At 71.8% G+C, this 13,767-nt stretch carries 14 protein-coding genes; 8 read left to right on the top strand and 6 right to left on the bottom strand.

The window, feature by feature from the left end; all coding sequences use genetic code 11:
* Positions 1–68: 68 nt before the first annotated feature.
* The 4 genes from PIR02_09660 to PIR02_09645 all read left to right on the top strand — a co-directional run bounded on the left by PIR02_09660 (position 69) and on the right by PIR02_09645 (position 2,848).
* Positions 69–476, top strand: coding sequence for a DUF4383 domain-containing protein (locus PIR02_09660; protein ID WZH38920.1), 408 nt, complete (start codon positions 69–71; stop codon positions 474–476).
* 2 nt (positions 477–478) lie between these two features.
* Complete coding sequence (locus PIR02_09655) at positions 479–1,009, top strand: hypothetical protein (protein ID WZH38919.1); 531 nt, start codon at positions 479–481, stop codon at positions 1,007–1,009.
* Positions 1,010–1,068: 59 nt separating this feature from the next.
* A complete protein-coding gene (locus PIR02_09650) occupies positions 1,069–1,983 on the top strand; it encodes an oxygenase MpaB family protein (GenBank protein ID WZH38918.1) in 915 nt (304 codons plus the stop codon).
* Between the two features lie 307 nt (positions 1,984–2,290).
* A complete protein-coding gene (locus PIR02_09645) occupies positions 2,291–2,848 on the top strand; it encodes a DUF1992 domain-containing protein (protein WZH38917.1) in 558 nt (185 codons plus the stop codon).
* 319 nt (positions 2,849–3,167) lie between these two features.
* On the opposite strand, the gene PIR02_09640 is transcribed toward PIR02_09645, so the two are convergent.
* Complete coding sequence (locus tag PIR02_09640) at positions 3,168–4,001, bottom strand: aldolase/citrate lyase family protein (protein WZH38916.1); 834 nt, start codon at positions 3,999–4,001, stop codon at positions 3,168–3,170.
* Positions 3,998–5,449, bottom strand: a complete 1,452-nt coding sequence (locus PIR02_09635) for a cation:dicarboxylase symporter family transporter (protein WZH38915.1) — start codon at positions 5,447–5,449, stop codon at positions 3,998–4,000. The genes PIR02_09640 and PIR02_09635 overlap by 4 nt, the downstream gene beginning before the upstream one ends.
* A gap of 135 nt (positions 5,450–5,584) precedes the next feature.
* On the opposite strand from PIR02_09635, the gene PIR02_09630 reads away from it, so the two are divergent.
* Both PIR02_09630 and PIR02_09625 read left to right on the top strand, forming a co-directional pair.
* A complete protein-coding gene (locus PIR02_09630; GenBank protein ID WZH38914.1) occupies positions 5,585–7,183 on the top strand; it encodes an ATP-binding protein in 1,599 nt (532 codons plus the stop codon).
* Positions 7,180–7,863 (top strand): response regulator, encoded by a 684-nt coding sequence (locus tag PIR02_09625; protein WZH38913.1) that lies wholly within the window; start codon positions 7,180–7,182, stop codon positions 7,861–7,863. Before PIR02_09630 ends, PIR02_09625 begins: the two co-directional genes overlap by 4 nt.
* A 228-nt stretch (positions 7,864–8,091) precedes the next feature.
* On the opposite strand, the gene ald is transcribed toward PIR02_09625, so the two are convergent.
* On the bottom strand, positions 8,092–9,177 hold the full coding sequence (ald, locus tag PIR02_09620) for an alanine dehydrogenase (protein ID WZH38912.1): 1,086 nt from the start codon (positions 9,175–9,177) through the stop codon (positions 8,092–8,094).
* Between the two features lie 155 nt (positions 9,178–9,332).
* On the opposite strand from ald, the gene PIR02_09615 reads away from it, so the two are divergent.
* Positions 9,333–9,806: an Lrp/AsnC family transcriptional regulator gene (locus tag PIR02_09615; protein WZH38911.1), complete on the top strand. Its 474-nt coding sequence runs from the start codon at positions 9,333–9,335 to the stop codon at positions 9,804–9,806.
* Between the two features lie 118 nt (positions 9,807–9,924).
* Positions 9,925–10,857 (top strand): hypothetical protein, encoded by a 933-nt coding sequence (locus PIR02_09610; protein WZH38910.1) that lies wholly within the window; start codon positions 9,925–9,927, stop codon positions 10,855–10,857.
* Positions 10,858–10,883: 26 nt separating this feature from the next.
* Here the strand turns inward: PIR02_09610 and mmuM are convergent, their stop codons facing one another.
* From mmuM to PIR02_09595, 3 genes are all read right to left on the bottom strand, one after another.
* Positions 10,884–11,738, bottom strand: a complete 855-nt coding sequence (gene mmuM / locus PIR02_09605; GenBank protein ID WZH38909.1) for a homocysteine S-methyltransferase — start codon at positions 11,736–11,738, stop codon at positions 10,884–10,886.
* Positions 11,735–12,241 carry a MarR family transcriptional regulator gene (locus PIR02_09600; protein ID WZH38908.1) on the bottom strand — a complete coding sequence of 169 codons (507 nt, stop codon included), beginning with the start codon at positions 12,239–12,241 and terminating at the stop codon, positions 11,735–11,737. The genes mmuM and PIR02_09600 overlap by 4 nt, the downstream gene beginning before the upstream one ends.
* Before the next feature lie 248 nt (positions 12,242–12,489).
* The gene (locus PIR02_09595; protein WZH38907.1) at positions 12,490–13,623 is read right to left on the bottom strand and encodes a glycerate kinase; all 1,134 of its coding nucleotides are present in this window, start codon (positions 13,621–13,623) and stop codon (positions 12,490–12,492) included.
* Positions 13,624–13,767: the final 144 nt, after the last annotated feature.

Genomic DNA, 13,767 nt, shown 5'->3' with positions numbered 1-13,767 from the left:
GCGCATTGTCTCCGAAGATGTGGGGAAGGCGGCCACGAGGTCGCTGCTAACTCACTGGGAGGTTCACCATGAGCTCTTCGCCCAACCGCCTCGTCGCCACCATCTTCGGGGCCGTCTACCTGCTCGTCGGTCTGCTCGGCTTCGCCGTCACCGGCGGCGTCGGCTTCATCTCGAACGAGGGCGGCCTGCTCCTCGGCATCTTCGAGGTCAACCCGCTGCACAACATCGCCCACCTGCTGATCGGTGCCGCGCTGCTCGTCGCCGGCCTTGCCAACGCCCGCGCGGCGAAGGGCGTGAACACCACGGTCGGCGCCGTCTACCTGCTCCTCGGCATCGTCGGCTTCTTCCTCTCGGGCCCGGCGAACATCCTGGCCCTGAACGTGCCCGACCACTTCCTGCACCTCGCCAGCGCGGTCGTGCTGCTGGGTGTCGGCCTCGGCACCGAGCGCAGCGTCCCGCGTACCGCGGCGGTCTGAACATGACCGCCGCGACCTTCGTCAGGTCGTGGCCCTCCGTATCCGCGTGGGGGGCCGGCCTGATCACCACCGCCCTCGGCGCGGGTGCGATCACCCGTCCCGATTCCGGGGCCGTCGCCGACGGCCTCGGAATCGGACTGGTCGTCCTCGGGCTCGCCGCCCTCGCCTGGGGCGGAGCGGTCCTCTCCGCCGGACGGCTCGTCATGCCGCGAACCGTTCTCGCCGGGACACTGGCGACGATCGTCGGCGTCACGGCGCTCCTCGTCCTCGTCCCCGCGCACACGAGCGTCGTGGCCGTCGCTGCGGCGTCCCTGCTCCTCGTCATCGTCGGCGCATGCACGGCGGTGAACCTGCGTCGTCAGCGCCGCTCAGCGGCCTCCGCGAAGACAGCCCAGCCGATGAGCGTCGTGGGTCTTCTCGTGGCCGCGGCGATCATCGCCGTCGTCGTGACCCCGGCTTTGGGCACCGCTCAGAACGCCGTTCTGCTGCGTGACGACGGCACCGTGCCGGTCATCAGCCACGAAGGCCACTGACTGTCTCGACGCCACGACACTCCCGCGCCCCTCCTTCCATCGGGTGGCACGCTGGAACGGTGACCGACACACCGCCCTCCCCCGGCACCGGCTGGATCTCGTCGATCCGCGCGAAGATCCTCATCGCCCTCGCCGGAGACCCGACCGGCATGGCTCCCTACGTACGGGCCATCGCCGACGGGGACGACGCCGGGTACTTCGCCGAGAACGGACCCGCGTGGACGGTGCACGCCGGGACGGGGACCCTGGTCGCCGGCATCCGGGCCCTCCTCCTCCAGGCCCTGCACCCGGGTGCTCTCGCAGGCGTACACGACTGGTCGCGATACCGCGAGGATCCCCTCGGGCGTCTCACCGGCACCGTCCGCTGGGTCGTCACCCTCACCTACGGGTCACGGACGCAGGCGGATGCCGAGACCGCACGCGTCGGCCGATTCCACCAGCGCGTGAAAGGCGAGTACCGTGCGGGCGACGGCACCGAGCGCAGGTACACCGCCGAAGCCGCAGATCTCGTGCGGTGGGTCCACCTTGCTTTCACCGATGCGTTCCTGTCCGGACACGCCGTATCCAGGAAGCCGATCCCCGGTGGCCCGGACGCGTATGTCGCCGACTGGGCCACCGCCGGTCGCCTGATGCGCGTCGTCGACCCGCCGCTCACCCGCGCAGCGCTGCGCGCCGAGATCGACGGGTTCTTCGAGCGGGGGGAACTGCGGCGCGACGAGCGCGTCGACGACGTCATGCGGTTCCTCAGGAAGCCTCCCTTTCCGGGGCTCATGGGGCTGTCGTATCGCGTGCTGTTCGCGGCGGCGGTGGCGACGATCCCCTCGCGATACCGCCGGCTGCTCGGCGTGCGGCGATGGCCTCTGCCCGTGCTCACCCTCACCCGCGTGGTCCTGCGCGTGACCGAGCGGGCGCTGGGGTCAGGTCCGCGCGCACAGGACATGGCGCGGGAGAGGTTGCGGCGCCTCGGGGTGTGAGGCGAGCTGCGGTGCCTCGGGGGTGCGAGGCGAGCTGCGGCGCCGAGGCGTGGAGCGTGCAGAACTCCGGAGAATCTCGCCGCATCGGGGCCGTGTGGACTGCGGGCCGGGGCCGTGGCATCCCTTTCTCCGGAGTTTCGCACGCTGCGTCGGCAGCGGCGGGACCGAGCGCGCGCCACCGTGTGCCGACGCGTGGTCCCGGCCCCCATCCCCTCGCCCCCCGGCGCCCGAAGCCCGGAGTCCGGAGCCCGCAGCCCGCAGCCCGCAGCTGTCGTAGCCGTCGTAGCCTGGAAGGACCGGAGGTGCCATGAGCGATGACCCGCGCCAGTCGGCCGAGCGCTATCGGCTCGACCGCGAGCTGCGGGCGAGCGGGCTCGAGCCGGAACCATCCACGACGGCCGCCCCCGAACGCGGGTCGACCGCGTCCGAACGGGCCGCGTACGTCGAGACCGCGATCCAGCAGGCGATCCGCCGCGGCGAGTTCGACGATCTTCCCGGTGCCGGTAAACCCCTCCCCGACCTGGGTGGAACGCACGACCCCGACTGGTGGATCCGCCGCAAGATCGAAACCGAGCAGCTGACCGGCCTGGGCCCGCCGGCGCTGACTCTGCGCGCCGAGTATGCCGAGCGGGCGGAGCGGATGGATGCCATCACGCGCGAGCCCGACGTCCGTGACGCGTTGCACGACTTCAACCGGCGGGTCATCGAGGCTCGACGACAACTGCAGGGCGGGCCGCCGGTGGTGACGCCGACCGTCGACGTGGACGCCGAGGTGGCCGCGTGGGCGGAGCGGCGACGCGCCCGGGAGGAGGCGGCGACTGTCGCACCGGTGGTGCGGCGGCGGTGGTTCCGGCGCGGGCGGTGAGGTCCGGCGTCGGTCGCCGCTGCGGTGGCTGAGCCGGTCGACGCGCCCGGGAGCCGCAAGCGGTACCGCGCCTTTCGACGAGCTCAGGGACGTGGGGTGCTGGAGCCGTGCGGGGGTACGGGGCGCTCCGACAAACTCGGGGACGTCGGAGCGGCACAGGGACGTCGCGCCGGCGAAGGGACGTCGCACCGGCAAAGGGACGTCGCACCGGCAAAGGGACGTCGAGCCGGCACAGGGATCGCGGGCCGGCGCAGTGACCTCTGCCCGGCTCAGGGACCTCGGACCGGCACCGGGACGTCGCGCCGGCTCAGGACCGGACCTACAGAGCGGCCAGGGCCTCGGCCCGTGCCACCAGCGCGCGAGCGCGCGCCCGTGTCGGCGCGTACGACCCGTCGACCGGGCCGTCGGGCGTCTCCGACAGCAGCGCCCGCGCGCGTTCGACCTCGTCACGGGCGGGCGTGAACCCGGCGTGGGCGCCGGGGACGGCGGCATCCTGAAGCGCGAGAGTGCCGGTGAAGCCCATCGCGACGGCGTGGAGGGCGGCATCGCGCGCCTGATCCACCGGACCGCACGGACCGTCGACGGGACCGGCGATCCCCGCCGCGGCCGAGGCGACGACGAGCTGCGCACGCGGCCACGACAGCGCGAGGCGGTCGGCGGCCATGCCGGTGTCACGGCGGAAGTCGCCGGTACCGAACGCGAGTCGGCGAGTCGCGGGGTGCGCGGCGATCGCCGGGGCGGCGAGCAGGGCCGCGGCTGATTCGACCATCGCGACGATCGGGACGCCGGCGGGCAGGGATGCCGCGACGTGGGCGACGTCGTCGGGTCCGGCGCACATCGCGAGCACGACACCGGCGAGGCGGTCGTCGAGCTCACGACCGAGAGCGAGATCGGCCTCACCATCACGCGTGCCCGCGGCGCTGATGCGCAGCCAGACCGGTGCCTGGGCGGCCGCGCGACCCGCCCGCTCACGCCCCTCGGCCTTCCGGCCGGCGGGGAGTCCGTCTTCGAGGTCGAGCACCAGCACATCGGCCGCGGTCTCGAGCCCACCGGCGAGAGGGGAGCGCAGCATCCACGTGCGGGCGAGGTCGACACGCGCCGGGGCGGGGGCGGCCGAAGCCGCCCCCGCCGGGGTGTTGTGCGCCAGGGTCACGAGCGACCCCGTGCGGCTGCCTCCGCCTCCGCCTGAGCGCGGAAGGCGTCGAGCGACTGCGTGTCGACGGTGGCGGCGGGACCGGCACCGACCTCGGCCGACGCCTGCTCCTTGGCATCCGCCGCCGGGGTGGCCGAGTGTTCGTGCCCGGTCATCAGCGACTCGTCGAACGGGATGTTGCCGGCGAGGACCTCGCGGACACGCTGGCCGTCGTACTCCTTGGTCCAGACACCGATCAGCATGGTCGCCACGGCGTTTCCGGTGAAGTTGGTGACCGCGCGGGCCTCCGACATGAACCGGTCGATACCGACGATGACACCGACGCCGTCGACCAGGTCGGGTCGGTAGGCCGACAGGCCGCCGGCAAGGGTCGCGAGACCGGCACCGGTGACACCGGCCGCCCCCTTCGAAGCGATGATCATGAAGATCATGAGGCCGATCTGCTCACCGATCGACATGGGCGAGCCCATGGCGGTGGCGATGAAGAGCGAGGCCATCGTGAGGTAGATCGCCGTGCCGTCGAGGTTGAAGGAGTAACCGGTCGGGACCGTGATGCCCACGACGGGCTTGGAGACGCCGAGGTGCTCCATCTTCGCGATGAGGCGGGGCAGAGCGGCCTCGGACGAGGAGGTGCCGACGATCAGGAGGTACTCGCGACCCAGGTACCTCATGAGCGTGAAGATGTTCACGCGGGTGACGACATAGAGCAGCGTGCCCAGCACGACGGCGATGAAGAGGAAGCACGTGATGTAGAAGGCGCCCATCAGGATGCCGAGGCTGATCACGGCCTGGAATCCGGTCTTGCCGACGACCGCGGCGATCGCACCGAAGGCACCGATCGGCGCCAGCCACAGGATCATGCCGAGGATGCGGAAGACGAGCGTCTGGAAGTTGCGGATGCCCTCGACCATGCGGTTACCGCGCTCGCCCATGCCCTGCAGGGCGAAGCCCACGAGGAGCGCGATGAACAGCACCTGGAGGATGCTGCCGCCGGTGAACGCCGAGAAGAACGTCGTCGGGATGATGCCGAGAAGGAAGTCCTGCGTCGTGGTCGCCTCGGCGGGGGCGTCGTACTGGGCGCCCGTGATGTTGAGGCCCTCACCGGGGTGGATGATGTTGCCGACGACGAGGCCGATGATCAACGCGAACGACGACATGACGAGGAAGTAGACCATCGCCAGTCCACCGATCTTGCCGACCGTGGAAGCCTTCGCGATCGAGCCGATGCCCACGACGATCGTGCAGAAGATCACCGGGGCGATCATCATCTTGATCAGGCTCACGAAGCCCTTGCCGATGGGCTCGAGCGTCGTCGCGAACGCCGGAGCGACGAGTCCGACGATCACACCCGCGATGACGGCGAGGATGACGGAGATGTACAGCCAGTGATTGCGGTCGATCCTCTTGCGAGGCCGACCGTCGCGCGTGGTGCGGAGTGAGAGTGCCACGGGAGATTCCCCTTTTCTAACGCCTTTGTTGAGTCCGGCGGGGGCGCCGGGTCGATGTGACGACTTTTATCGAGGCGAGGCAGAGGAACCATTTGTGGTCGTATTGTTCACGGCAGGCGCGACGAAGGGTATGGAATGCGACTGAGTGTGGGTGGGCGTCTGGCGCTCGTCTCCCTCGGCGTCGTCGTTCTCGTCGCCGGGGTCCTCGCGGTGCTGCTGTCGTTCCAGCTCACCGACTCGGGGCAACGCCAGGCGGAACAGGTCACGCGCTCGGTCGCCGAGACCCTCGCACACGAACCCGACGTCGCCGCCCTCGTCGTCCAGCGGGATTCGGACACGCTGCAGCCCATGGTCGAGTCAATCCTCGGCGACGCAGACCTGTCGTTCGTCACGATCATGACCCCCGACGGCATCCGTCTCACCCACCGCAATCGCTCCGAGATCGGGCTGCCGTACCAGGGCTCGCGCGAGGAGGCGCTCGCCGGCGAGACGTACACCGAGGTGTACGAGGGCACGCTCGGACCGTCGGTGCGCACGATCGCGCCGATCCGTGAGGGCGGCGACGAGGAGGGACCGATCGTCGGACTGGTCGCCGTCGGTGTGACGCTCGGCGCCGTGCAGCAGGACCTTGCCGCTCGTGTGCCGCTGATCGCCGTGGCATCCGCCGCCATCGTCGGTGTGGGTGTGCTCGGCGCCCTCTACGTGCGCCGCAGCGCGCGCCGGGTGACCGGGTCGTACACGCCGGCCGAGCTGTCGCGCCTCGTCGAGAGCTACGAGACCGTCCTGCATTCTCTGCGCGAGGGGCTGGTCGTCTCCGACGGAGAGGGGCGCATCGTGCTCTACAACGACGAAGCCGCCGACCTGCTGGGGCTTCCTCCCGCGACGATCGGGCAGGTCTCGCTCGACCCGCACGACGCGGACATGGATGCCGCCCTGGCCGACGCGATCGCGTCGGGGCGACGCATGGTCGAGGAGACGGTGGTCAACGGCGACCGCGTCCTCCTGGTGAATCAGGAGGACGCGCGGGATCTGACCGGGCGCCGCACCCCGGAGCGCGGGCACGTCATGACCCTCCGCGACCGCTCCGAGCTGCAGGCGCTCCTCGGCGAGCTCGAGGGCGTGCGGACGCTGAGCGACACCCTGCGCTCGCAGACCCACGAGCACGGCAACCGTCTGCACGCGCTGCTCGCGCTGCTCGAACTCGGCCGGATCGACGACGCGCGACGGTTGATCGTGGCATCCACCGGCGACCGCCAGGAACTCGCCGACCGCCTCGTCCTCGACGACGAAGACGCCGTGGTCGTCGCCCTCCTGCTCGGCAAGCTCGACGAGGCCGCCGAACGCGGCGTGCGCCTCGACCTCGACGTGGCCGAGCCGACGCCGGCGCTCCCGCTCGCGCCCGCCGAAGCGGTGACCGTCGTGGGAAACCTCGTCGACAATGCTCTGGATGCCGCCGCCTCGGGCGCAGAGCCCCGCTGGGCGCGCGCGACGCTCGCCGAGAACGGCGGCGACGTGAAGATCGAGGTCGCCGACAGCGGAACCGGGTTCGACCCCTCGCTCGACGACCCGTTCGCGTTCGGCGCGTCGACGAAGACCGCCCTCGCCCCGGGTGGGCGCGGGGTGGGACTCGCGCTCGTGCGCGACATCGTCGCGGCGCGCGGCGGGACCCTGCAGATCACGGCTGACCCGACGACGGTGCGCGTGTTCCTCCCTTCGCCCCGGGAGGCGTCGTGATCCGGGTTCTGGTCGTCGATGACGACGCCCTCGCCCTCGAGCTGCACTCGGCATACGTCGCGCGCGTGCCGGGATTCGAGGTCGGGGGACAGGCCGCGGGCGCGCGGGCGGCGCTGACCGCTCTCGCCGACCCCGAGCGCCGGATCGACCTCGTGCTGCTCGACATGACGATGCCCGACGGCACGGGACTCGACGTCGCGCGACGGGTGCGCGCGATGGGCTCGGGCGTCGAGATCATCGCCGTCACCGCCGTGCGCGATGCGGCGACGGTGCGCGCCGCGGTGTCGATCGGCGTGGTGCAGTACCTGATCAAGCCGTTCGCGTTCGCGGCGTTCCGCGAGCGCCTCGAGGCCTACCGCTCGTACGTCGAGGGGCTGGATCGAGCGGCCGGGGAGGCGACCCAGTCCGAGGTGGATGCGCTGCTCGGATCGCTGCGCACCGTCGCTCCCCCGGTGCTGCCGAAGGGTCTCAGCGACGAGACGCTGCAGGCTGTCGCGGAACGTGTGCGTACGGCATCCGGTGCCGTGTCGTCGACGGAGGTCGGCGAGAGCGAAGGCATGTCGCGCGTGACGGCCCGTCGGTACCTCGAACACCTCGCCGACGTCGGACGCGTGCGCCGCGAGCCCCGCTACGGCGGCCAGGGCCGCCCCGAGATCACGTACGCCTGGGTGCGGGGGTAAGGCCGCACGGGCTCCGACGCCGTGGTCGCTCACGCGTAGCGTCGCTCGCGCGACGCCGCAGCGCGGGCTGTGTCGCGCGGTGCGTGCTCGTCGCACCGAACACGCGCCGAGTGTCCAAAACACCCGGAGGTCGCAAAAACTCGTCCGGGTGTCTTGGACAGTCAACGGGCTTCGAGCATGGAGCAGCGCGGTCAGGCCCGGGCACGGCGCCGGGGCGGCCGGGTCGTGTCAGAGGTCGAAAGCGGCGCGGACGCCCTCGTTCACGACCACGCCGGCGCGGACGTTCAGACCCTTCGCGAGGGCGGGATCCGCGGATGCCGCGGCCTCCCAGCCCGCGTCGGCGATGCGCGTGATGTACGGGAGCGTGGCGTTCGACAGCGCACGGGTGGAGGTGTGCGGAACAGCGCCGGGCATGTTCGCGACGCAGTAGTACAGCGAATCGTGCACACGGAAAGTGGGGGCGTCGTGCGTCGTGGGGCGCGAGCCCTCGAAGCAGCCGCCCTGGTCGATCGCGATGTCCACCAGCACGGAGCCCGGCTTCATCGCGGCGACCATGTCGTCGGTGACGAGCTTCGGTGCCGCGGCACCCGGGATGAGCACCGACCCGATCACGAGGTCGGCGTCGGCGAGCTGCTCGGCGATCTCGAGGCGGGTCGAGGCGCGCGTCTCGATGGCACCGCCGAAGCGTTCCTCGAGCTGGCGGAGCTTAGGGAGCGAGATGTCGACGACGGTGACGCGGGCACCGAGACCGAGAGCGTTGGCCGCGGCATGCTCGCCGGCGACACCGCCGCCGATGACGACGACCTTCGCCCGAGGGGTCCCGGGGACGCCACCGGGCAGGAGTCCGCGTCCCCCCGACGCGCGGAGCAGGTGGTGGGCGCCCTCGATGATCGACAGGCGGCCGGCGACCTCGCTCATGGGGGCGAGCAACGGCAGCGCGCGGTCGGCGGTCTGAACCGTCTCGTACGCGACCGCGGTCGTGCCGGCATCCATGAGGGCGTCCGTCAGCGGTCGGTCGGCCGCGAGGTGGAGGTACGTGAACAGTGTGAGGTCGCGCCGGAGGAAGCCATACTCGGGCGCGATGGGCTCCTTGACCTTCACCAGAAGTTCGGCCCGCGCCCACGTCTCGTCGGCGGTGGCGATGATCTCGGCACCGGCCGCTCGGTACTGCTCGTCGCTGAACCCGCTACCCTCGCCCGCCCCGGCCTGCACGAGGACCTCGTGGCCGCGATGGACGAGAGAATCGACGCCCGCGGGGGTCATGGCGACGCGGTTCTCGTTGTTCTTGATCTCGGTCGGCACGGACACGCGCATGGGTTTCTCCTCGGACGGACGAGCGATGCGGAGAGAATCGCAGAAAAGTGTGTTTCGGTGGTGTTTCTTCGCAGATCATTCGAACAGACACCGCTCTCGGCGGCTATCTTCGGAGAATCGAGCCTTGCGTACCCGCACCGACCGAAGGATCTGCGATGACAGACGACGAGATTCACCCCCACGACGCCCGCATCATCGAGCTGCTCTCGGCGGACGCGCGCATCACCAACGCCGCGATCGCCGAGGATCTGGGCGTCGCCGCTTCCACCGCGCACGCCCGACTGCGCTCTCTCATCGATCGAGGACTGCTCACCGGATTCCACGCGGCCGTGGACCAGAGCCGCCTCGGTCGGGGGCTGCAGGCGATCGTCGGCGTGACGCTGCGTCCGGGGCAACGCCAGGAGAGCATCCGCGCCTTCGCGCACGAGGTTCGCCGACACCCCGACGTCATCCAGCTGTTCTTCCTCGGCGGAGCCGACGACTTCCTCGTGCACATCGCCGTCGACGACTCGTCGGCGGTGCGCCGCTTCGTCGTCGATCATCTCTCCGCGCGGCACAGCGTGGCATCCACTCGCACGAGCATCATCTTCGAGTACCACCGCAACGCGGTGGCAGCGGACTTCGACTGAGGCCGCCGCTGCGAGCGATCTCATCGGCGGCCCCTCCTGCACAGCTCGGAGCCGCCGTCAAGAGCGGACGCTCCTGACACCGGTCGCCGGCGAGCCGCCATGATGTGACCCGGAGGCCATGATGCTGCTGTCGATCGGGGTCATCGCGATGTGCGTCGGGCTGGCTGCCGGGGTCATCGCGGTCGTCCTCCCGCGCGTGGGCAGCCCGACGCCCCTGGGTGTCTTCCTCCGCTACAGCTCGGTGTCCGGTGCGCTCTCGGTCGGGGCGGGATCGATGTACATCGTCCGCTACAGCGGCGGCGGCACGGGCACGCTGGTGATCGCCGACACCACCATGGTGCTTGCGCCCGCGATCTTATGCGTCGCGGTGTGGCCCCCATCGGGACGTCGGAACGGCTCGCCCCTCGCGCTCGGCGCGGCTGTCGTGGTGGGCGTCGTCGTCGCCCTCAGCTCGGCGCTCCTCGATCCCGAGACATCGCTGAGAGTGAAGGCGATCGTGCTGACGATCGTCTGCGGCACGTTGGCGGTCATCGCGCTGCGCAACCGCGTTCTCCCGCACCGATCGATCAGAACCCTCGGAACCGCGATGGGCGCGTACGCCGTGTACTCCGCGCTGCGCATCGTGGTCGCCTCCACCCCCGAATCGCCACTGAGTCAGAGCATCTTCTCCCCCACCGGGGCCGGTGTCGCCGCGGTGGCCGCGATGCTGATGTGCGGGGTCGCCGTCGGACTCGTGGGGCGTCCCGTCGCCGTGCCCGATGCCCAGGATGACCGCCGCCGAACCCTCGTCGCCATCGGCGACTGGAAGCTCGCCAACACCGCCTTCGGCACCGATCGCGTGCTGGGGCTGCTCCTCGAACTGCGCCTCGCGGCGCGGGAGCTCGATTCGTCTGCCGTCGACGGTCCGCACGGCGTGGAGGTGGCCCTCCCCGCCGCCGTGTCCGTGCTCCGCGACCAGATGCGCGTCACGCACGGGTGGCGGCCCGAAGAGGTCGAGCTCCTCATCGACGGCTCAACCTTGCAGAAGGGACGCCGCCGGAGCGGGTACTGACCCGGCGAGCGGATGCCACCCTCCGATCAGCGCAGCGCGGCCGCGATCGCCGCGATGTCGGCGGGCGTCGACCGGCAGCACCCGCCGATGAGGCGCGCTCCGGCGGCGACCCATGCGGGCGCCGACTCGGCCAGCGGCGCACCGGCCCCGCGCCATCGGCGGGCTGCGGCATCCCACCGCTCCCCCGAGTTCGGATAGGCGACCAGCGCAAGCGCGGGTGCGGTCTCGAGCGCGGCGACCACGTGTTCGGGAGCGCAGCAGTTGACACCCACCGCGAGGAGAGCGGGAACGGATGCCGCGATCTCGAACGCTCGCGTCAGCGCGCCGGGCGCGCGGAAAGCGGTGCTGTCGGCCGAGAGACTCACGATGCTGGGAACGGCGAGGTCGGCGAGCTCGAGCGCGAGGGCCTCCAGTTCGCGCAGCGACGGGACGGTCTCGACGGCGAGCAGGTCGCCATCCGTGCCCGCCAGCACGTGGAGGCGGCGGCGGTGCGCGTGGCGCAGCTCGTCGACGGTGAGTCGATCGTCACCGGTGTACTCGCTGCCGTCGGCGCGGAGCGCCCCCAGGGGACCCACGGATGCCGCGACCACGGCGTCGCCGGCCTCGCGGGCGAGCGTCACCGAGCGTCGGAGGAGCGCCTCGACCTCGGCATCCGGAATTCCCGCGCCGAAGCCCACTTGATACGACGCAGAGATGACGACCTCGGCTCCCGCGGCGAGGAACTCCGCGTGCGCGGCGCGCACCTCGTCGGGATCGTCGCGCAGCACGCGCGCCGACCACAGCGACGACGAGACGTCGTTGCCGCGGGCCTCCAGCAGCGTTCCGAGACCACCGTCGAGGATGACGGGACGCTCGGCCAGGGTCGAGGCGAGGTCGATCACGCCTCGTGGGTCTCGCCCGCGGCCAGGACACGGAGAGCGTCGGCGAGCAACGCCTGATCGGCGCGACTGACACCGCGCAAGGCCTCGGCCTCGAGGCGGACCAGCTCGGTCATGGCGGCATCCACGCGCTCGATACCCTCCGGGGTGATCGCGACGAGGATCGCCCGCCCGTCGGAGGGGTTCGGGCGGCGGTGCACGAGACCGCGCTCGGCGAGCTTGTCGAGGCGATTGGTCATCGCGGCGCTGCCGATCATGGTCGCCGCGATCAGGCGCGTGGCGCTCAGCTCGGTGCCCGCGCGGCGGAGCACCGCCAGGACGTCGAACTCCCACAGGGCGATGTCGGCGCTCGCGAACGCTCGCGTGCGGAGCTTCGAGAGGTGGAAGGCCGCGCGACGCAAGCGCGACATGACGTCGAGGGGCGTGAGGTCGATGTCGGGCAGCAGCCGCGACCACGCGTCGATGAGGAGATCGACCTCGTCATCTTTACTGCTTGCGGTAGCCACATGACGACGGTACCCGAGCCGCGGGGTGCGCGCGGCGTTTCCGCGGGGTGGGGCGGGTCAGGGCCGGGGGTGCGGGGGTGCGGGCAGAGGCCCCGGGGGGCGGGGGTGCGGGCCGGGACGGGGGGCGGGTAAGGACGGGACGGGGCGGGGGCGGGGACCGGGGGGCGGGCCGAACTCCTGAGAATCCGCGGCGTTCGTCCGCCTCCGCGGCATCCCCCGCCCCCCGCGCCAGAATCCGCGCCGGAAACTCAGGAGTTTCGCACGCCCGACGGCGGCAGCTCGAGCCGCGAGGCGAGCGCACGGCCCGCGGCACGGAGCCAGCGGGCGGGCTCGGAGAGGGCGGAGGCGGACGAGCCGGCGAGAGCGGTGAGCGAGACGGCGTCCGCGAAGATCGACGTGTCGGCGTCGGCGGCGATCCGCCCGGCGACGAGGGCGACCGGCCGCGAGCCCGCGAGCTCGGCGATACGCGACGGCACCTTCCCGGCCCGTGAGCTCGCGTCGAACGCCCCCTCCCCGGTGACGACGACGTCGGCGGCCTCGATCGCTCCGACGAGACCGATCAAGGTCGCGACGTGCTCCGCCCCCGGGACGAGCTCGGCGCCCCACGCCCGCAGGGCCGCCCCGGTGCCCCCGGCGGCTCCGGCCCCGGACGCGTGCGGGTCGGTCCCCCACAGCACAGCGGCGCGGCCGAGGGCGGCATCCGCCTCGGGGATGTCGTGGGGCGTCACCCCCTTCTGCGGTCCGAACGTCGCGGCGGCTCCCGTGGGTCCGGTGAGCGGGCTGCGGACGTCGGTCAACACGGTCACACCGCCCGGCGGCGGAGGACGCAGCGCCGACCGGTCGAGGCGAACGGCTGTGCGCAGACCGCGGAGTCCGGGGGCGACGGGGGTGCCGGCGGCATCCGTGATCCGTGCGCCCAGGGCGGCGAAGGCGCCGAACCCGGCGTCGGTCGAAGCGCTCGAGCCGATGCCCAGCACCAGACGCGAGACGCCGTGGTCGAGGGCCGCGGCGATCGCCTCGCCGAAGCCGCGCGTGTCGGCGTCGAAGGGGCGGAGGGCTCCGTCGAGCAGTTCGATGCCCGACGTGGATGCCAGATCGACCACCCCCGTGCCGAGCGGGGCGTCAGCGGTCGGGGGAAGAAAGACCCAGGATGCCGAGATCTGCCGCCCATGCGGACCCGTGACCCGTACGGGAACACGGCATGCTCCGGGCACCGACGCGAGGAAGGCTTCGAGGGTGCCTTCGCCGCCGTCGGCCATCGGACGCTCGACCGTGCGGTCGGCGGGGCGGGCATCGAGCCACCCGGCGGCGAGGGCCGCGGCCGCGTCGGCGGCGGTGAGGGATCCCTTGAAGCCGTCGGGCGCGAACAGCACGGTGGTCACGCGCCGACCCTAGCCGCTCCGCGAGCGGTGGTCACCACCGGCTCGGTCGGGGCGGGCGGTCGAGTGTCCAAGAAGCGCCGTTATGCGTGCGGCGGTTACGGCATTTCCCGGACACTCGGCGGAAGGGGCAGGGCGGGCGGGGCC

Source organism: Microbacterium enclense (assembly GCA_038182865.1).
Taxonomy (GTDB): Bacteria; Actinomycetota; Actinomycetes; order Actinomycetales; family Microbacteriaceae; genus Microbacterium; species Microbacterium enclense_B.
This window is presented reverse-complemented; position numbering and strand designations above follow the sequence as displayed.